Annotated in this window: 21 protein-coding genes; 9 read left to right on the top strand and 12 right to left on the bottom strand. The window is 70.6% G+C overall.

Features of this window, described 5'->3' with window-relative positions; all coding sequences use genetic code 11:
- Positions 1–46: 46 nt before the first annotated feature.
- The 7 genes from M3190_RS00575 to M3190_RS00545 form a co-directional block, all read right to left on the bottom strand.
- Positions 47–1,435: a phytoene desaturase family protein gene (locus M3190_RS00575; protein ID WP_251577283.1), complete on the bottom strand. Its 1,389-nt coding sequence runs from the start codon at positions 1,433–1,435 to the stop codon at positions 47–49.
- Complete coding sequence (locus M3190_RS00570) at positions 1,432–2,319, bottom strand: UbiA family prenyltransferase (protein ID WP_308222235.1); 888 nt, start codon at positions 2,317–2,319, stop codon at positions 1,432–1,434. The genes M3190_RS00575 and M3190_RS00570 overlap by 4 nt, the downstream gene beginning before the upstream one ends.
- Before the next feature lie 91 nt (positions 2,320–2,410).
- Complete coding sequence (locus M3190_RS00565; RefSeq protein ID WP_251577279.1) at positions 2,411–3,328, bottom strand: NmrA family NAD(P)-binding protein; 918 nt, start codon at positions 3,326–3,328, stop codon at positions 2,411–2,413.
- A gap of 77 nt (positions 3,329–3,405) precedes the next feature.
- Positions 3,406–3,906: a gluconokinase gene (locus M3190_RS00560; protein WP_251577277.1), complete on the bottom strand. Its 501-nt coding sequence runs from the start codon at positions 3,904–3,906 to the stop codon at positions 3,406–3,408.
- Positions 3,903–4,925 (bottom strand): L-idonate 5-dehydrogenase, encoded by a 1,023-nt coding sequence (locus tag M3190_RS00555; RefSeq protein WP_251577275.1) that lies wholly within the window; start codon positions 4,923–4,925, stop codon positions 3,903–3,905. Before M3190_RS00555 ends, M3190_RS00560 begins: the two co-directional genes overlap by 4 nt.
- A 16-nt stretch (positions 4,926–4,941) precedes the next feature.
- Positions 4,942–5,709 (bottom strand): SDR family oxidoreductase, encoded by a 768-nt coding sequence (locus tag M3190_RS00550; protein WP_251577273.1) that lies wholly within the window; start codon positions 5,707–5,709, stop codon positions 4,942–4,944.
- Positions 5,702–7,087, bottom strand: a complete 1,386-nt coding sequence (locus tag M3190_RS00545; protein WP_251577271.1) for a GntP family permease — start codon at positions 7,085–7,087, stop codon at positions 5,702–5,704. Before M3190_RS00545 ends, M3190_RS00550 begins: the two co-directional genes overlap by 8 nt.
- A gap of 138 nt (positions 7,088–7,225) precedes the next feature.
- On the opposite strand from M3190_RS00545, the gene M3190_RS00540 reads away from it, so the two are divergent.
- The 5 genes from M3190_RS00540 (at position 7,226) to M3190_RS00520 (ending at position 11,537) form a co-directional block, all read left to right on the top strand.
- Entirely contained in the window at positions 7,226–7,930 is a 705-nt protein-coding gene (locus M3190_RS00540; RefSeq protein WP_251577269.1) for a FadR/GntR family transcriptional regulator, read from the top strand.
- 65 nt (positions 7,931–7,995) lie between these two features.
- The gene (locus M3190_RS00535; RefSeq protein ID WP_251577267.1) at positions 7,996–8,277 is read left to right on the top strand and encodes a metal-sensitive transcriptional regulator; all 282 of its coding nucleotides are present in this window, start codon (positions 7,996–7,998) and stop codon (positions 8,275–8,277) included.
- 25 nt (positions 8,278–8,302) lie between these two features.
- Positions 8,303–8,584: a heavy-metal-associated domain-containing protein gene (locus M3190_RS00530; protein ID WP_251577265.1), complete on the top strand. Its 282-nt coding sequence runs from the start codon at positions 8,303–8,305 to the stop codon at positions 8,582–8,584.
- Complete coding sequence (locus tag M3190_RS00525; RefSeq protein WP_251577263.1) at positions 8,581–10,758, top strand: heavy metal translocating P-type ATPase; 2,178 nt, start codon at positions 8,581–8,583, stop codon at positions 10,756–10,758. Before M3190_RS00530 ends, M3190_RS00525 begins: the two co-directional genes overlap by 4 nt.
- A gap of 278 nt (positions 10,759–11,036) precedes the next feature.
- The gene (locus M3190_RS00520; protein WP_251577261.1) at positions 11,037–11,537 is read left to right on the top strand and encodes a tetratricopeptide repeat protein; all 501 of its coding nucleotides are present in this window, start codon (positions 11,037–11,039) and stop codon (positions 11,535–11,537) included.
- Here the strand turns inward: M3190_RS00520 and M3190_RS00515 are convergent.
- A complete protein-coding gene (locus M3190_RS00515; RefSeq protein WP_251577259.1) occupies positions 11,534–11,722 on the bottom strand; it encodes a hypothetical protein in 189 nt (62 codons plus the stop codon). The two genes, M3190_RS00520 and M3190_RS00515, sit on opposite strands and share 4 nt — an antisense overlap.
- Here M3190_RS00515 and M3190_RS00510 point away from each other — a divergent pair.
- The gene (locus M3190_RS00510; RefSeq protein WP_251577257.1) at positions 11,721–12,122 is read left to right on the top strand and encodes a hypothetical protein; all 402 of its coding nucleotides are present in this window, start codon (positions 11,721–11,723) and stop codon (positions 12,120–12,122) included. The genes M3190_RS00515 and M3190_RS00510 overlap by 2 nt on opposite strands.
- Before the next feature lie 67 nt (positions 12,123–12,189).
- Here M3190_RS00510 and M3190_RS00505 read toward each other — a convergent pair whose 3' ends face one another.
- Positions 12,190–12,360, bottom strand: a complete 171-nt coding sequence (locus M3190_RS00505) for a CsbD family protein (RefSeq protein ID WP_251577255.1) — start codon at positions 12,358–12,360, stop codon at positions 12,190–12,192.
- A gap of 124 nt (positions 12,361–12,484) precedes the next feature.
- On the opposite strand from M3190_RS00505, the gene M3190_RS00500 reads away from it, so the two are divergent.
- Positions 12,485–12,913, top strand: a complete 429-nt coding sequence (locus M3190_RS00500; RefSeq protein ID WP_251577253.1) for an SRPBCC family protein — start codon at positions 12,485–12,487, stop codon at positions 12,911–12,913.
- 79 nt (positions 12,914–12,992) lie between these two features.
- Entirely contained in the window at positions 12,993–13,421 is a 429-nt protein-coding gene (locus M3190_RS00495) for a hypothetical protein (protein WP_251577251.1), read from the top strand.
- Position 13,422: 1 nt separating this feature from the next.
- Here M3190_RS00495 and M3190_RS00490 read toward each other — a convergent pair whose 3' ends face one another.
- Both M3190_RS00490 and M3190_RS00485 read right to left on the bottom strand, forming a co-directional pair.
- A complete protein-coding gene (locus M3190_RS00490) occupies positions 13,423–14,160 on the bottom strand; it encodes an SDR family NAD(P)-dependent oxidoreductase (protein WP_251577249.1) in 738 nt (245 codons plus the stop codon).
- 14 nt (positions 14,161–14,174) lie between these two features.
- Positions 14,175–15,725, bottom strand: coding sequence for a cryptochrome/photolyase family protein (locus M3190_RS00485; RefSeq protein ID WP_251577247.1), 1,551 nt, complete (start codon positions 15,723–15,725; stop codon positions 14,175–14,177).
- 94 nt (positions 15,726–15,819) lie between these two features.
- On the opposite strand from M3190_RS00485, the gene M3190_RS00480 reads away from it, so the two are divergent.
- Positions 15,820–16,812 carry an alpha/beta fold hydrolase gene (locus M3190_RS00480; RefSeq protein WP_251577245.1) on the top strand — a complete coding sequence of 331 codons (993 nt, stop codon included), beginning with the start codon at positions 15,820–15,822 and terminating at the stop codon, positions 16,810–16,812.
- A 1-nt stretch (position 16,813) separates the two neighbouring features.
- Here the strand turns inward: M3190_RS00480 and M3190_RS00475 are convergent, their stop codons facing one another.
- Positions 16,814–18,007 (bottom strand): ROK family protein, encoded by a 1,194-nt coding sequence (locus M3190_RS00475; RefSeq protein WP_251577243.1) that lies wholly within the window; start codon positions 18,005–18,007, stop codon positions 16,814–16,816.
- Between the last annotated feature and the right edge of the window lie 118 nt (positions 18,008–18,125).

Here is an 18,125-nt window from a genome sequence, read left to right as displayed (position 1 = left end):
CCGCGGGAGTGTGCGGCAGATCGCGTCCCCGGAACGCCGCGAACGCTCAGACCGGATGCCGCCGCAGCAGCTCCGCGGCGACCATCATCGCCCCGCCGAGCACGGCCGGGATGCCGCCGCCGGGATGCACGGACGCGCCCACGCGCCAGAGCCACGGCGTGCGCGGGTCGTGATGCGCGGGCCGGTGCAGCGGACCGCTCATCCACAGCGGACGCGCGGCTCCGTACAGGGCGCCGTGGCGCTCGCCGAAGGTCCCGAAGTAGCGCGGGTCGAGGACCGCGGCATCCGTCATCGTGTCGGTGAGCAGCTGATCGAGGCCCATCGTCCGCGAGATCCGCTCGACCTCGCGCCGCACGAACGGGTGCTCGAGGTCGTACCCCGACCCGTCGGCGGGGGCGGTCAGCAGGACGGCGACCGTGCTGCGCTCGTTCGGGTAGATCTCGCCCGCCCGATACAGGTTCACGAACGCCATCGTGTCGGCCGGCTCGTCACCCGCGGCGAGGCTGCGGAACAGCGCATCGGGCTTGGTGGGGAGGATGACGCTGTGCGCCGCGATGCGCTCGGGCAGGGGCTCGCGCAGCGCGCCGTAGATCGCGACCGCCGAGCACGACAGGGCGCGCGCACGTAGCGGCCGTCGGCCGAGCAGCGCGTCGACCCGGTCCGCATCGAGTGCGCTGACGACGACATCGGCCGAGAACGACTCACCGGCCGTGGTCACGCGTCCGCGTTCGATGCGCGTCACGGTCTCACCGGTGCGGATGTCGACGCCCGCGGCATCCGCCATCCGCGCCAGCGCGAGCGGGATCTCGTACACGCCGCCGCGCGGCACCCACACTCCGGACGCCGCCATGATCGCCGGCATGCTCGCGTAGAGCGCGGGCGTCTGAGACGGTGACACTCCGGCGTTGAGCGTGTGGATTGCGATGATCTCGCGCAGGCCCTCGGGCATCCACGTGAGGCCGTCGAGGTACGACCGCGTGCTCAGCCGCGGACCGTACACCGCGAGCAGCCGGCGCAGAGCCGGGAGCGAGCGCCGGTCGAGCGGGGCGGCCACGAGGAGCGCCGTCACGTCACCCGCCAGCGGAGCGTGCAGGTCGCTGAACCGCTTCCACGCCGGGTACCAGCGGTGATCCGGCGGTACCGGGAGCATGACCTCTTCGCCGCCGTAGTAGTAGCGCCCCACCTCGGGCAGCCGCTCCAGCGCGAGGGAGCCGGTGTCGGCGCCGAGGCGGCGGCACAGCTCGTCCCAGACTCCCGGGAAGGTCACGAGCGACGGCCCCGAGTCGATGCGCTCGCCGTCGACCTCGAGTCGTCGGCTCTTGCCGCCGACCCGGTCCGCGGCCTCGAGCAGGGTCACGTCGTGCCCGGCGCGAGCGAGAAGAGCGGATGCCGCCAGCCCGCCGAGCCCGGCACCGACCACCACGATGCGGCTCATCCGTACGCCTCGAAGAACATCTTCGCGAGCTGCAATCCGCTCGCGAGCGACCCTGCGACGTAGGGGAACGCGATCGACACCGGATACAGTCTCCGCCCGGTGGCGGGCGTCGGGCGCACCAGCATCCACACGACGAGGACACCGGCGATCGCGAGATTGAGGGCGGCCACCGGGATGCTGACGAACGCGAACAGCACGCTCGACGCCAGCCACCAGACGCCGCTCCACACCGCGGTGCCGCGCGGGCCGAGCAGCACCGCGGTGGTCCGGATGCCGGCCTCGCGATCCTCGTCGATGTCCTGCACGGCGTCGTACGCATGCTTCGCGACGCTCCACACGAGCAGGCCCGCCACCGCCGGCCACAGCGGCGGGGCGCCCAGCGCCACCGGCACGATCAGGAGCGGCAGCCCGTAGGCGGCGTTGCTCAGCGAGTCGAGGAACGGTCGCTGCTTGAAGCGCAGCGGCGGCGCCGAGTAGAAGACGAACACCGCGGTGTAGAGCAGGATCAGCGCCACCGCGGCGGGCGGATACGCGATCACGAACCACAGAAGGAAGGGCACGTTGGTGATCGCGACCGCCCAGACGATGAGTCGCACCTCGCGCGACTCGATCCGGGCGCCCTCGATGGATCCCTTCCGCGGGTTCAGCGCGTCGGTCTCCTGATCGAAGATGTCGTTCACGCCGTAGATCAGCAGGTTGAACGGCAGCGTCAACCACACGAGCAGGGGAATCGCCGCCGGATCGAGCAGCGCGCCCGTGAGCCACATGCCGAGCACGCCGGTGCCGATCGTGTTGATCCAGAGGACCGGGCGCGAGATGTGCACCAGGCGGCCGAGGGTCGACCAGGCGGAGACGCGGGATGCCGGTGCGCGGTGGTCGTCGATGGCGGGACTCCTCGGGTGGCGACGGCGCGGACGACCGTGTCCCGCGATTGTATGCGGCGTGGGTGCGTTGTGACGGGGGAAGCCCGCAGTCTCAGGCTGCGGGCGACCCGGTGCCGGCGAGCCACGGCTGCAGGATGTCGCGGGCCGTCGTCCAGGTCTGACGCCCGTAGCGGTCGTTGTCGACGTGGCGCAGTTCGCCCTCTCCGCTGAACATGCTCACGAAGTACTGCATCCCCTGCCAGGCGGGGAACGTCTCGTCGGGGTCGCGCGAGAGTCGTCGCCCTACCGCGGCCATGGCCGAGAGCGTCCCCGTCGTGCCCGCCCACTGCAGCTTGAACGTGCCGCCGCTGAGCTCGGTCGCGAGTTCCGCGACCTGCCGGGCGGTGACCCGGTCGCCGGCGACCTCGACGACGCGCGGGGCATCGGCGTCGAGGGCGACCAGCGCGACGGTCCGCGCGGTGTCGTCCTTCGTCGTGACGTCGAGTACCTGATCCGCCGACGACCAGTAGAGGACGCGTTTGCGGTCGCGGAGGATCAAGGGCGCCTGGCCCGCGAGCAGCTCGGTGAACATGCCGTTCAGCACCGATGTCGCCTGGATCGGGGCCGCATCGAGGTCGGCGGCGAACTCCCGGCGCAGTTCGAGGTTGCGGTTGGTCCCCGGGGTCAGGCGCCGATGATCGGCGGAGTAGTCCGACGGGAGGAAGCGGGGCACGCCGGCTGCGACCGCCGCGGCGAGGAGTGCGCGTTGCGCGTCGACGATGACCGGTCGCGTCCCGCTGACCGCCGAGACGACGACGTCGACACCGGATGCCGCGGCCACCAGTGCGTCGTGGTCCGCGTAGTCGGCGGTCACGATCTCTACCCGCGGGTCGTCGCCGAAGCGGTCGACGGCTGTCGAGGTGCCCGGCCGGGTCAGCACCCGGAGTCGGGTGTCGTGCGAGAGGAGCTCGCGGGAGATGCGGCTGCCGAGGTCGCCGGTTGCTCCGGCGACGAGAACGGTGGTGCTCACGAGAGCAGTCTGCGGGCGGCTGGAGGATCCGGGCGAGGGGTTGCGCTCCGCTGACGCTTCAGCCTCAGCCCGCGGGCTCAGTCCAGCGCGATGCGCGCTTGCCGTGCGACGTCGAGGATGCGCCCGACGTTCTCGACGGCGACGCCCGGCTCGTCGGCTTCGAGGTGCTCGAGGGTCGAGAGCTGCGAGGCGAGGAGCGCCGGCGGCATGAAGTGCTGACGCGACCGCATCCGACGGTCGAGTTCCTCAGACGAGACCAGCAGCTCCACGAAGCGGACGTCGGGCGCCGCGGCCCGGATGCGGTCGCGGTACCGGCGGGCGAGAGCCGAGCACGCGACGACGAGACCCGGTGCGTCGGCGAGAGTCCGGCCGACGATGTCGAGCCACGGTGCGCGGTCGTCGTCGTCGAGCGGGTGCCCGGCCTCCATCTTCGCCACGTTCGCGGCCGGATGCAGGTCGTCGGCGTCGACGAAGTCCACGCCCAGGTCGACCGCGAGCGCGGCTCCGACCGCGGTTTTGCCCGACCCGCTCGGTCCCATGACGACGACGCGGGGCGCAGAGGGGATGCCGGGTGTCATGCGTCCACCGTCGCAGATCCCAGCGTGACGATCACCTTGCTGCTGTCGGCGGGTCGTCGTGCCGTCTCGAACGCCTCGACGGCGTCGGCTGCGCCGAACTCGTGCGTGATCACCGCCTCGATCTCGGGTCGGCGAGCGAGGATCTCGATCGCCTCGTCGATCTCGTCCAGGAACCGGAACGCACCGGTGATGGTCGCCTCCTTCGAGATGAGCGGAGCGACGTTCACCCCCACCGGCTGATTCGGCAGCATCCCGATCTGTACGACGGTGCCGCGCCGTCGCACGGCGGCGATCGCCGACGACACCGCGGGTGCGGCACCGGAGCACTCCAGGACGACGTCGTAGGCGTCGGCAGGGATCTCATCCTCGCCCACGCGGTGCACCCCGTCGGCACCGAGGGCGAGGGCGCGCTCGAGCGGCTGGGGCAGCAGGTCGGTGATCTCGACGCTCGCAGCACCCGCCTCCTTCGCGGCGACGAGGGCGAGCAGGCCGATGGGACCGGCGCCACTGACGAGCACCCGCGCGCCCGCCAGCGAGCCGGCACGGCGCGCGCCGTGCACCGCGACCGCGAGCGGCTCGGCGAGCACCGCACGCCGCACCGGGAGCTCGGCGGGCAGCGCCCGGATCATCCCGGCATCCACGACGAGGTAGTCGCTCATCGCGCCCTGCGTGTGCGGCGTGGTCGCGGCACTGCCGAGGTAGCTGCCGCCGGGACGCAGGTGCGGCTCGACGGGAGTCGACCCTTCGGGGCCAAATCGTGCCGGATGAACCGTCACCGGCGTGCCGGGCTGCAGGCGCTCGGCAGGGTCGAGATCGACCCAGCCCGACAGCTCGTGCCCCGGCACGAGCGGTTCGGTGACGACGAAGGCACCGTTCGCGCCTTCTGCGTAGTAGTGCAGGTCCGATCCGCAGATCCCCACATAGCCCACGCGCACGCGGACCTGGCCCTCGCCGGGGACCGGAACGGGGTGCTCGGTGACGGTGAGATCGAGTTTGCCGCCGATGACGACTGCGTCCATGTCAGTGCTCCTCGGGTCAGACGACGGCGGTCATGCCGCCGTCGACGAACAGGTTCTGGCCGTTCACGAAATCGCTCGCGGCCGACGCCAGGAAGACCAGGGGTCCCCGCAGCTCCTCGACGTCGCCCCACCGTCCGGCGGGGGTGCGCTGGGCGATCCAGTCCGAGAAGTCCGTGTCGGCGACGAGCGCCGCGTTCATCTCGGTCGCGAAGTAGCCCGGCGAGAGGGTGTTGACCTGGATGCCGTGGCGCGCCAGGTCTGCGGCCATCCCCCGGCTGAGCTGGGCGATGCCGCCCTTGCTCGCCGCGTACGGTGCGATGGTCTGACGTCCCAGCAGCGACTGCACGGACGCGATGTTGATGATCTTGCCGCTGCCCCGCGCGATCATGCCGGGCGCGACGAAGCGCGACACGTAGAAGGCGCTCGACAGGTTGCTCGAGATGACGGCATCCCAGTCCGCGACGGGGAACTCTGCGAACGGCGCGCGCCGCTGGATGCCGGCGTTGTTGACGAGGATGTCGGGGGTCCCGACCCGCTCGCTCAGTTCCGCGACGGCCGCCTCGACGGCGCTCGCGTCGGTGACGTCGAAGATCGTGGTGTCGGGACGGACGCCGGTGCGCTCGCCGATCACGTCGGCGCTGCGCGCGACCGCCGCGGCATCCCGTCCGTGAACGACCACCCGTGCTCCCGCTTCCACCAACCCGATCGCGAGGCTCTGGCCGAGCCCTCGGGAAGATCCCGTCACGAGGGCCAGCCGGTTGCTGAGGTCGAACGCGTCAGACAAGGGACACCGCGCCGAAGATCACGAGGACGAAGGCGAAGCCGACGACGGACTCGATCGCCTGCTGGACGGTCCACGTGCGCAGTGTGGTCTTCACGTCCATACCCATGAGGCGGCCGACCAGCCAGAACCCGGAGTCGTTGACGTGCCCGGCGAACACCGAGCCGGCCGCGGTGGCGAGGACGATACACGCGATCTGCAGCGGGCTGAACCCGCCCGAGACGACCGCCGGGGCGATGAGGCCCGCGGCGGTCACGAGGGCGACGGTCGCCGATCCCTGAGCCACGCGCAGGAGGAGGGCGATGAGGTACGCGGCGAAGATGACGGGCACGCCGAGGGAGGCGAGCGAGTCGGAGAGCGCGTCGCCGATGCCCGAGGCACGCAGGACGCCGCCGAACATGCCGCCGGCTCCCGTGATGAGGACCACCGAGCAGATCGGACCGAGCGCGGACTCGACGATCTTCTCCATCGCGCTGCCGCCGACACCGCGCCGGGTGCCGAGGACGAGCATCGCCACGAGCACCGAGATGAGGAGCGCGATCTGGCTCGTGCCGATCAGGCGCAGCGCCTGCACCCAGATCGCGTCGCCGTCGACGGCGCCGCCCGACACGAGCGCGGCCGTGCCGGTGTTGAGCAGGATGAGGACGAGCGGGATCGCGATGACGCCGATGACCGTGCCGGCCTTGGGCGGGTTGGCGGGCTGAACGTCCTCGCTGCCGAAAAGGTTCGGGATGGCGAGGGGGAAGCGGCGGTCGGTGAACTTCGCCCACAGGTAACCGCTGACGTACCAGGTGGGGAGGGCGACGACCAGACCGATGAGCAGGACGAGGCCGAGGTTGGCGCCGTAGGTCTCGCTCGCCGTGATGGGGCCGGGGTGCGGCGGCACGAAGACGTGCATCACCGAGAAGGCCGCGGCGGCGGAGATGCCGTAGAGCAGCATGTGCTTGCCGCCGATGCGGCGGGCCACGGCGAAGATGATCGGCAGCATGACGATCAGGCCGGCGTCGAAGAACATCGGGAAGCCCATGATGAGCGACGCGACGCTGAGGGCGAGGGCCGCGCGCTTCTCACCGAAGACCGAGACCATCTTCTCTGCGAGCACGCGCGCTCCGCCGGAGCTCTCGACGAGGGCGCCGAGGATGGCACCGAAACCGACGAGCAGCGCGACCGTTCCCACCGTGGAGCTGAAGCTCTCGATCAGGACGGTGCCGATGCTGTCGACGGGGATGCCGGTGGCCAGCGCCGTCAGCAGCGAGACCAGCACGAGCACCAGGAACGCGTGCAGACGCACCTTGATGATCAGGAAAAGGATCAACGCGACGGCTCCGGCCGCGATCAGCAGGAGCGGAACCGCTCCGAGTGTCTGAGTCCACTCATCCATGGGTTGTGTTCTCCAGTGAATCGTCCCCGTGCCGGGTCCGTTCCCGACAGCGGACCCACGGTGCCACATAAGTAGTACTTTTCGCAAGCGAATGATCCTACTTTTCGCGATAGCGTGAGCCAGCGAGGAAGGACACCGATGCCCACGCCCGTCACCACCGCATCCCATGCCCACATCGTCGAGACCCTGGGTCGACGCATCGTCGGGGGCGAGTTGCCCGCGGGCACCGGGCTCACGCTCGCGGGCCTCGAGGAGACCTTCGCGGCGTCGCGGACGGTCGTCCGTGAAGCGGTGCGCGTCCTCGAGACGCACGGACTCCTCACGTCTCGGCGCCGGGTGGGGATCGTCGTCCGCCCGCTCTCGGAGTGGGACGTCCTCAACGCCGAGATCATCGAGTGGTCGCTCGACAGCCCGCGCCGGCGCGACGTCCTCATCGAGCTCACCGAGCTGCGCGTCGCCGTCGAACCCGTCGCGGCGCGGCTCGCCGCGGGGCGTGCGAGCGCGGCCGAGCGTGAGGAGCTGCTGCGATGGGCGACCCTGCTCAGCGATCTGGGCGGCCGCGGGCTCGGCGACTCCGAGGAGTACCTCGACGCCGACATCGCCTACCACCGGCTGCTGTTGCGCACCTCGGGCAATCCGCTCTTCCTGCGACTGAGCGAACCGATCGCCGAGATCCTCCGCGGACGCGCCGTCCGAGGACTGACGCCCGGGATGCCGCGGGTCGGGACCCTCGAGGCGCACCTCGCGACGGCGCAGGCCATCTTCGACGGCCGGGGAGCGGATGCCGAGGCGTCGGCGCGGGAGCACCTGACGCTCGTGTCGGGCGAGGTCGAGGAGGTCTGACCGCGCGGCGCGGAGAGGCATCCGCTCCGTTGACGAAGATACCCTAGGGGGGTACCGTATCTTTCGTGAACGGATACGACGCCCACAAGGACGACCTGCAGAAGCGACTGCGTCGGGTCGAGGGCCAGGTGCGCGGCATCGCGCGCATGGTCGACGAGGACAAGTACTGCATCGACATCCTCACGCAGGTGTCTGCGGCGACGAAAGCCCTCGAGACCGTCGCGCTGTCGCTGCTCGCCGACCACCTCAGCCACTGCGTCGCCGAGGCGAGCGCCGAGGGCGGCCAGGTCGCCGCCGACAAGATCCGCGAGGCGAACGACGCGATCGCGCGCCTCGTCCGCTCCTGACCCCGCCGACACCCGGAGGAACGACATGACCGAACGCATCCAGCTCGGACTCACCGACGTGTCGACGTCGACGAGCGCCCCGGCATCCGCGGTGAACGAGAAGATCCTCGTCACCGGCATGACGTGCGCGCATTGCGTCGCGAGCGTCCGCGAGGAGCTGTCCGAGATCGAAGGTGTCGAGGGCGTCTCCGTCGATCTCGTCGCCGGCGGCACCTCGCACGTCACGGTGCACAGCGCGATCCCCATCGATGACGCCGCACTGACAGCCGCCGTCGAGGAGGCCGGCTACACCCGGGTGTCGGCGTGACCCTCACCGACGTCGAGCTCGACATCTCCGGGATGACGTGCGCGTCGTGCGCCACTCGGATCGAGCGCAAGCTCAACAAGCTGCCCGGCGTCGAGGCATCCGTCAACTACGCGACCGAGAAGGCGCGCGTAAGGGCCGACGGCGTCGACACCGCCCAACTCATCGCGACCGTCGAGGCCGCGGGGTATGCGGCGACGGTCCCGGTGCCCGAGCCGGCGGTGACCGAGACGGATGACGAGACGAAGCCGCTCCGCAACCGTCTGCTGATCAGCGCCGCACTGTCGCTGCCCGTCGCGGTGCTGTCGATGGTCCCCTTGCTGCAGTTCGAGTACTGGCAGTGGCTTTCGCTGACCCTCGCGGCTCCCGTCGCGGTGTGGGGTGCGTGGCCGTTCCACCGTGCGGCGGCGGTCAACCTCCGCCACGGCGCCGCGACGATGGACACCCTCATCAGCCTCGGCGTCATCGCCTCGTTCGGCTGGTCGCTGTACGCACTCTTCTTCGGCGGCGCGGGCATGCCGGGCATGACCATGACCTTCACGCTGATCGGTGCGCCGCGCGCGGGCGGGCACGAGATCTACCTCGAGGTCGCCGCGCTCGTCACCGTCTTCATCCTCGCCGGGCGCTACATCGAGGCCCGGGCGAAGCGGGCGTCGTCCGAGGCGTTGCGCGCGCTGCTCGAACTCGGAGCGACGGATGCGGCGAAGCTCCAGAACGGCGCGGAGGTGCGGGTCCCCGTGTCGCAGCTCGCCGTCGGCGACACGGTCGTCGTGCGTCCGGGCGAGAAGATCCCGTCGGACGGCCTCGTCACCGCGGGCATGAGCAGTGTCGACGCGAGCATGCTCACCGGTGAGTCGATGCCCGTCGAGGTCGCCGAGGGGTCCCGTGTCGTCGGCGCGACCATCAACGTCGGCGGTCGTCTCGAGGTGCAGATCACACGTGTCGGCGCCGACACCGAGCTCGCGCGGATGCGGCGGCTCATGGAGGAGGCGCAGACCGGGAAGGCCGAGGTCCAGCGCCTCGCCGACCGCGTCTCGGCCGTCTTCGTGCCCGTCGTGATCGGGCTCGCACTGGTCGCGCTCATCGGGTGGACGCTCGCCGGAGCATCGTGGGAGCTCGCCTTCACCGCGGCGGTCGCGACGCTCATCATCGCCTGCCCGTGTGCGCTGGGTCTGGCGACCCCGACCGCGCTGCTGGTCGGCACCGGACGCGGGTCGCAGCTGGGCATCCTCATCCGCGGGCCGCAGGTGCTCGAGCAGACGCGCACCGTCGACACGATCGTCCTCGACAAGACCGGCACCGTCACGACGGGGCGCATGAGTGTGACCGAGGTGCTGCCTCTCGGCGTGTCCCGGGAGTCGCTGCTGGCCGTCGCGGCGGCGGTGGAGTCGGGGTCGGAGCACCCGGTCGCGCGGGCAATCGCCGCCGCGTCCGCACCCGGCAGTGTCGAGTCCTTCCAGTCTCACGCCGGTTTCGGTGTGCAGGGGATCGTCGACGGCGCTGCGGTCGTCGCGGGTCGGCCGTCGTGGCTCGCGGAGCAGTGGGCCGTGGCGGTGCCCGCGGATCTGCCCGAGGGCACGGTCGTCGCCGTCGCGCGTGACGGCGCGTACCTCGGCGCGATCGTCGTCGCCGACACCGTCAAGCCCTCGAGCGCCGCCGCGGTCGCGCGGTTCCGCGAGCTCGGACTCGAACCGATCCTGCTGACGGGCGACACTGCCTCATCCGCCGCGCGGGTCGCCGCCGAGGTCGGCATCGAGCGCATCGAAGCCGGCGTCACGCCGTCAGGCAAGCTCGAGACCATCCGGCGTCTGCAGGGCGAGGGGCGGGTCGTGGCGATGGTCGGTGACGGGGTCAACGACGCCGCGGCGCTCGCCGCCGCCGACCTCGGGATCGCGATGGGCGGCGGAACGGATGCGGCGATCGCCGCATCCGACATCACCGTCGTCTCGGGCGACCCTCTCGTCGTCGCCGACGCGGTGCGCCTGGCCCGCCGCACCCTCGGGATCATCAAGGGCAACCTGTTCTGGGCGTTCGCCTACAACGTCGCCGCCATCCCGCTCGCGATGGCGGCCCTGCTGAATCCGCTCGTGGCCGCCGCGGCGATGGCGCTGTCGTCGGTATTCGTGGTGACGAACAGCCTGCGCTTGCGCGGGTTGCAGGCGGTGGGGCGGGGCTGAGGGGGACCGTTCGCGGATGCGATAGTTCGCACGCGACACGCCGAGGCGCGGCATCCATCACCCGCGTGTCGCCTCGAATCCATTGCATCGGCGTGCAGCAGGAGCCGAGCCCACGGCGAGGTCGGCCGTGCGCGGGGTGGTTCGCGGATGCAATAGATCGGGCACGACGCGCCGAGGCCCGGCATCCGTTACTCGCGTGTCGGCCCAGATCTATCGCAGCGGTCTACGCCGGGGACTGCCAGCTCGCCGCGCCCTCGACGGCGTGACACCATCGGACCATGACTGACGCCGTCTACGCCGAGCTCGACCGGCTGCTGGCCGAACGCGATCGACACGACATGGCACCGACGCTTGCGGCTCTGAAGGCCATCCACGACGAGCATCCGACGGACGCGCGGGTGCTCTACGAGTACGCGGGTGCGCACGACACGGCCGGCCAGGAAGAGGCGGCCGCCGAGCTCTACGAGCGAGCGCTCGCCGCCGGCCTGGAAGGAGACGTCCGACGCCGATGCCTGCTGCAGTACGGCAGCACACTGCGCAACCTCGATCGCTTCGACGAGTCGATCGAGGTGTTCGGCGCCGCCCGGGTCGAGTTCCCGGATGCCGCATCGCTCGCCGTCTTCGAGGCGATCACCCTGCACGCGGCGGGGCAGGTCCACGCCTCGCTCGGCTCACTCCTCGACGTGATCGCCGACCACGTCGACTCCGCCGAGCTCGAGCGCTACAAGCCGGCGATCCGCGGCAACGCCGCGTACCTGCTCGAGCTGGACGCCGACTAGAACCCGGTCTCGCCGTGCCGCGCGTTCCGCAGCGGCGAGAACACGATCACGAGCGCGGCGACGGCGAAGACCGCGGCCGCGACTCCGAAGCTGGCCGCGTACCCGAGCCAGGTGGCGAGCACTCCGGCACCGAGGGCGCCGAAGAGGAAGACGATGCGGTTCGTCGTGCGTATGGTCGCGTTCATGGCCCTGGATGCCGTCGGGCGCGACCGCTTGACGATAGGAGATGTCGTTCGCATCCTCGATGCCCATCGCCAGGCCGAACAGGAACTGCGCGATCGACACCACCACGAGGAGCGCCGCGGTGTTCGTCGCGCTGCTGAGCGGGACGACAGCGAGGAGCAGCCATGGCACGACCGTCAGGCTCCGGCCGACGAGGATCGCGCGCCCGGCTCCGATCCGCTCGCCGACGGCGGGCGCGACGATCGCGCCGAGGAGGCCGCCGACCCCGCCGAGGGCCACCGCGATGCCGAAGGCCCAGGCTGGCATCCCCAGTTCTCGGAGCGCGAAGACGGCGAACAGAACGGCGAACAGTGGGATGACGAGGACGGACTCGAGATCATCTACGAAACGGCGACCTCGTAGCGCCGCCGCACGAGCGAGGGGCCCCACCGGCTGACCGGCGGGGCCCCTCGCGCATTCTCGGGCTGGCTTACTTGAACGCGTCCTTGACGTTCTCGCCGGCCTTCTTGAGGTTCGCTTCACGCTGGTCGGCTTCGCCCTCGCGGCGAAGGTCCTCGTCACCGCGGTGCTCGCCCAGGGCTTCCTTCGCCTTGCCGGCAATGTCCTGCGCAGCGTTCTTGATCTTGTCGTCGAGACCCATCTCACACTCCTCAGTTCGCGGGATCCCAGAATCCGACTCGGGACGATTCCGCTCAACCGCTTGATTTCGGCGCCGATCGGTGGATGCCGGATCCCGCGACCCGCCCCGCACCTAGGGTGAGGACATGTTCACCGTCACCGAGTCCGTCACCATCGACCGTCCGGTGGCTGAGGTCTTCGACTTCTTCACCGAGGGCCGCGCGCGCTGGGACGAGTCCGTCATCTCCGAGGAGCTCACCTCCCCGCCGCCGGTCGGCGTCGGCTCGACCCTGCACACCCGGATGCGGGCGGTCGGGCGCGAGTTCGCCTTCGACTGGCGGGTCACGGACTACGAACCGGGGTCGCGCATGGCCGTGACCAGCACGAGTGGGATCATGCCGACCTCGTCGGAGCTGGTGTTCGCCGACGCGAACGGGGCGACGCTCGTGACCGTGCGCATCGAGGCTGAGCCGACCGGGATGATGCGCCTCGCGCAGGGGATGATCGCCGGCGAGGTGCGCTCGACGCTCGAGACCTCGCTCAGCAAGGCGAAGCGGATCCTCGAGCAGGGCTGAGTCGACGTCATCCCTCCGTCGGACACGGATGCCTCGCGAGGCCGATGAGCTCGGCGCGGCATCCCCGTAGACAGGAGGCATGAACCGCGCGCTCGCCGTCCTGTCCCTCGCCGCCCTCGCCACCGGTCTGACGACCGCCTGCGCGCCTACATCGAGCGACGTCGAGGAGCATGTGCTCGACGCGGTCGCCGACCAATCGAGCCTGCCCGTCGCCGACCTGCTCCCCGAGGACGGCGCGAAGCGATTCACCATCGCCTGCCCGTACGAGAGCGCGGCGGACGTCGCCGCCCGACTCGACGTCGACGCGAAGGCCGTCCCCGACCTCTCGGACAGCGACGGCGTGCAGGCCCTGATCGTCGTGACGGCCACGGGAATCGACACGGGCGAGTTCGCGCGCGATCGCGTCGACCTGTGCTCGACCGGCGCCGCATGGCCCGCCTACCGCGGCGATGTCGACACCGTGCTCACGGTCACCCGGGAGGACGATGTCTACGTCGTGACCCGCTGACCTACTTCACGAGCGGGCGGATGGTGGTGAACCCGCCGTCGACGGGGATCACCTGACCTGTGATGCGGGCGGCATCCGTCGACAGCAGCCAGTCCATGACCGCCGCCACCTCCTCGGCGGACTGCACCCCGCCCAGCGGATACTGCTTCTCGGCGCCTTCACGCTGCATCGGAACCGACAGCATGCCGGCTGTCATCGGGGTGTCGGTCATCCCCGGCGCGACGGCGTTCACTCGGATGCCGCGGCTCGCATACGTCGCGGCGGCGCTCCGAACGAGGGCCTCGACGCCGCCCTTCGCCGCGGCGATGGCCTCGTGATTCGCGACGCCGATGCGCGCGACGACCGAGCTCGCGAAGACCGCAGCTCCGGGTTCCTTGCCGGTCGCCTCGAGCCAGGCCTGCAGGATCCAGATGCTGCTCTCGAGGTTGACCCGCAGGATGTCGCGCGCGGCATCCGCTCTTGTCCGATGCAGCGGCGTGATGAGCGTGCTGCCGACGGCGTGCGCCAACCATGCGGGCGCGTCGCCCAGCTCGGTCCGGCACCCGTCGAGCGCTGCTGCGGCGCCCTCGGGCGTCGTCACGTCGGCCTCGATGTGCGCGTCCGCGTCGGTGGAAGCCAGGGAGGCGGCATCCCGCCCGACGGCGGCGACGCGGAGACCACGAGCGCGCAGGCGCGCGACGAGGGCGCTCCCCACTCCGCCACGCGCGCCGGTCACGAGGGCGATGTCGGTCGAGGTCATGGTTCTCTCCTTCGTCAGTCGTGCGGCACGGGGATGTCGCCGGCACGGATCGCGTCCGCGCGCTGCCGGATGGCCGAGACCTCGTCGTCGTCCAGCCGCGCCACGTTCTTCACCTGCAGCGACATGCGGTGGTTGGCGGCGAGCGGCTCCTCGTGTCGGATCAGGTAGTCCCAATAAAGGGTCGTGAACGGGCAGGCGTCCTCGCCGATGCGCTTCGCCGGGTCGAACGGACAGGTCTTGCAGTACGGACTCATGCGGTCGATGTACTTGCCGGTCGCGGCATACGGCTTGCTGCCCATCAGCCCGCCGTCAGCGTACTGGCTCATCCCGAGGGTGTTCGGCAGCTCGGCCCACTCGACCGCGTCGACGTAGACCGCGAGGTACCAGGCGTGCACGTCCTGGGGATCGACGCCGAAGAGCATGGCGTACAGCCCCGTGATCATGAGCCGCTGGATGTGGTGCGCGTAGCCGTTCTCCAACGTCGTGTCGATGGCGTCCTTCAGACACGCCATCGGTGTGTCGCCCGTCCAGTAGAAGTCGGGAAGCGGCTCGAAGGCCTCGAATGCATTCCGATCCAGGTATTCGGGCATCTGCGTCCAATAGATCCCGCGAACGTACTCCCTCCAGCCCAGGATCTGGCGGATGAACCCTTCGGTCGACGCGAGCGGTGCCTTCTTGGCGCGATAGGCCGCCTCGGCCGCGGCGACGACCTCGCGGGGCGTGAGCATCTTCAGGTTCATGGACGACGAGAGGTGCGCGTGCCACAGCCACGGCTCGCCCGGCCACATCGCGTCCTGCGTCTCGCCGAATCCGGGCAGCCGCTCCTCGATGAACAGATCGAGTGCCTCGAGTGCCTGCGCCCGGGTGACCGGCCAGGCGAAGGAGTCGAGCGAACCGGGGTGGTCGCGAAATCGCTTCTCGACCAGAGCGATGACCTCGCGGGTGATCTCGTCGGGTTCGAATCGCGCGCGCGGCGGGACGAGCCCCGGCCCCTGCTTCGGGAATGACTTGCGGTTGTCGGCGTCGTAGTTCCACTGCCCGCCGAGCGGCTGTCCGCGGGTGGTCATCAAGACGTCGTGCTTCTTGCGCATCTCGCGGTAGAAGTACTCCATCCGCAGCGACTTCCGCCCTTGGGCGTGCTCGGCGAACTCCGCGACGGTGCTGAAGAAGTGACGATCCTCGCGGACCTCGAGCGGGATGCCGCCGGTCTCGGCCACCTCCCGCAGGGCTTCGCGGACACGCCACTCACCCGGCTCCGTCACGACGAGCCCCTCGGGCTTCAGCTTCTTCAGATCGGCGGTGAGCTGGTCGGCGAGAGACCCCTTCGTCCCGCGGGCGTCGAGCTTCGCGTAGTGGAGGGTGCGCCCGGCATCCGTCAGCTCTGCGGCGAAGTGTCGCATGGCAGCGAGGAAGACGGCGGTGCGCTGCTTCGTGCTCCATACGTGCTCGGATTCCTCGGTGACCTCGGCCATCCACACGGCATCCAGCCCGGGTTCGAAGTCGTCGAAGGCGCTCGACTCGTGATCGAGCTGATCGCCCAGCACGATGACGAGGTTTCGCAGCATGGCGTCAGCGTAGGAACGGCTCGCACCGATCCCCAGCGCTTGTGCGCGGTGGGGCCCTGCGCTAGCGGCCCACATGACCTGGCATTCTGGGGGCATGCCCGCGACCGAGGATGCCCCCGACGTCGACGTCGAGCACGTCGGCCACGGCGATCGCCGCACGCGCGTCACGCGTGTCGAGACGACGGCGGGCGACGGCGGCCGGCCGTTCGTCCTCGTCGCAGGAGTGGGTGTCGCGGCGACCTACTTCGAGTTCCTCGCGCCCTCGCTCGCCGAGCACGGCGACGTGTTCGCCCTCGATCTGCCGGGGTTCGCCGGCATGCCGCGCCCCGGCGACCAGCCGACGGCCGAGTTCTTCGCCGACCGGGTCGAAGAGGTGCTCGACCATTACGGCCTCGACGACCCGGTGATCATCGGGCACTCGATGGGCACACAGGTGGTGACCGAGGTACTGATCCGTCGACCGCAGCTGCGGCACGCCGTGCTCGTCAGCCCCGTCGTGAACGATCAGGAGTCGTCGCTGCCGATCGTCGCGCTGCGGTTCGCGCAGTCGGCCACCCGGGAGACGCTCCATCTCGCGATGACCGCGCTGTCGGCGTACGTCCTCTGCGGCTTCGTGTACTTCGTGCAGGTCCTCCCGCACATGCTGCGGTATCGGTTGATCGAGCGGATGCCGCGGGTCGAGGCATCCGTCCTGCTCATCCGCGGCGAGTTCGACGCGACGTCTCCGCGCCGCTTCCACTCGCGGCTCGTCGCCGTCGCTCCGCGCGCGCGGCGCTGGGAGATCCGGGGCGCGGCGCACTCGATCATCAACGCGCACGCGGTCGGCGCGGCCGATCTCATCGTGAAGCACGCGAACAATGCCCTCGCCCCGAAGGGGCGGATGCCGGCCGAGAGGGCCATCGTTCCGCCGCCACCGCACGCGGGCCTCGGGGTCGTGTGGAGCGCGATACGCGAACGTGCGTCGGAGTGGTGGTCCGCGGCCCGCGGCGACGAAGCGGGCGTCGAGCGCGCGAAGGAACGTCACGCCCGCATCCTCTGGCGCGCGTACACCCGCTCCGGTCAGGATCCCCGCCGCGGAGTGCGCTGACTCAGTCGGCTGCGCCCCACACGTCCAGCACCCGTTCGCGCGCCGAGGCCACGGCGGCGGCGACCGCCCCGATGACGACCACCTCACCGCCGAGGGTCGAGGCGACGAGCTCGGGGGCGGGCAGGTCGAGGTCGGTGGGCAGTGAGCGCCGGGCGGCGGCGACCACTTCGTCCACGCCGTCGGCGATCGCGCCCGACACGACGACGCGCTCGGGGTCGAACATGCTCCCCAGGACGCTGACGATGCGGGCGAGCGTCAGGCCCACCCGGTCGACGATGCGGCGTGCGTCGGCATCCCCCTGTGCGGCCATCCCCAGGACGGTCCGCGCGTCCAGCGCCTCCAGCGCGACGCCGCGGAGGCCGGCGGTCGCCTTGCCGGAACGGACGAGCTCCCGCGCCAGGTCCGATGCGCGGGAGCCGAGGCCCTCGGCCCCGTGCACGCCGTCGACGTGGTCGAACGCGACCATCTCGCCGACGCCGCCGTGGCTGCCGCGCAGCAGGTGGCCGTCGACGACCACCCCCGCGCCCAGGCGCGACCCCGCCAGCAGGGCGATGTAATCGCGGCATCCGACCGCCGCGCCGACCGAGCCCTCCGCGACGGCGGCGAGTGACGCGTCGTTCTCGATCCGCACCACGGGTGCCCACGACAAAACGTCGACGAGGTCGGGGTTCATCCGTTCCCAGAAGCGGGTCGGATGCCGCGGCGACCGTCCCGTGCGATCGACCGGCGCCGGCACGCCGGCGCACACGGCCAGTACGTCGCTGCGCGAGAGGCCCGCGGCGGCGAGGGCGCGGTCGATCGTGTCGGAGACGACGGCGGCGCGGGCGGCGGCGTCGTCACGATCCATGACGAGGCGCGCGTCGGCATCCGCGATCTGCTTTCCCCGCAGGTCAGCGACGGCGACGGACACGTGCTCGTGGCCCGCGTCGACACCGATGACGACGGCCGCGTCGTCGCGGAGCGCGAACCGACGGGCGGGTCGCCCTTTGCGGTAGTCCCCCGCGAGCCGAGCGTTCGGCAGTTCGCGCAAGAGGCCCCGCGCGACGAGCGCATCGGTCGCCTCGATCGTGGTCGAGCGCGTCAACCCCGTGGACTGCAGCGCGTCGGTCGCGGTGAACTCGGACGAGTCCCACGCGAAAGCGAGCACGGCGTCCTGGCTGGCCGGCCGTGCCGGGGAGGAGGCGAGTGTCGACATCGGAGTCTTGACCTTTCGGAATCCGCCCTGCAATATTGCCTGCATCGCATTGATTTGGCGACTAAATATAATCGCTGGATCTCTGCTCGAGTGAGAACTTCGTCCGCAACGACGCGAT

This window comes from Microbacterium oleivorans (assembly GCF_023715745.1).
GTDB lineage: Bacteria > Actinomycetota > Actinomycetes > Actinomycetales > Microbacteriaceae > Microbacterium > Microbacterium oleivorans_D.
Note: the sequence above shows the minus strand (reverse complement) of the source record. Positions and strands in the feature narration are given on the sequence as shown.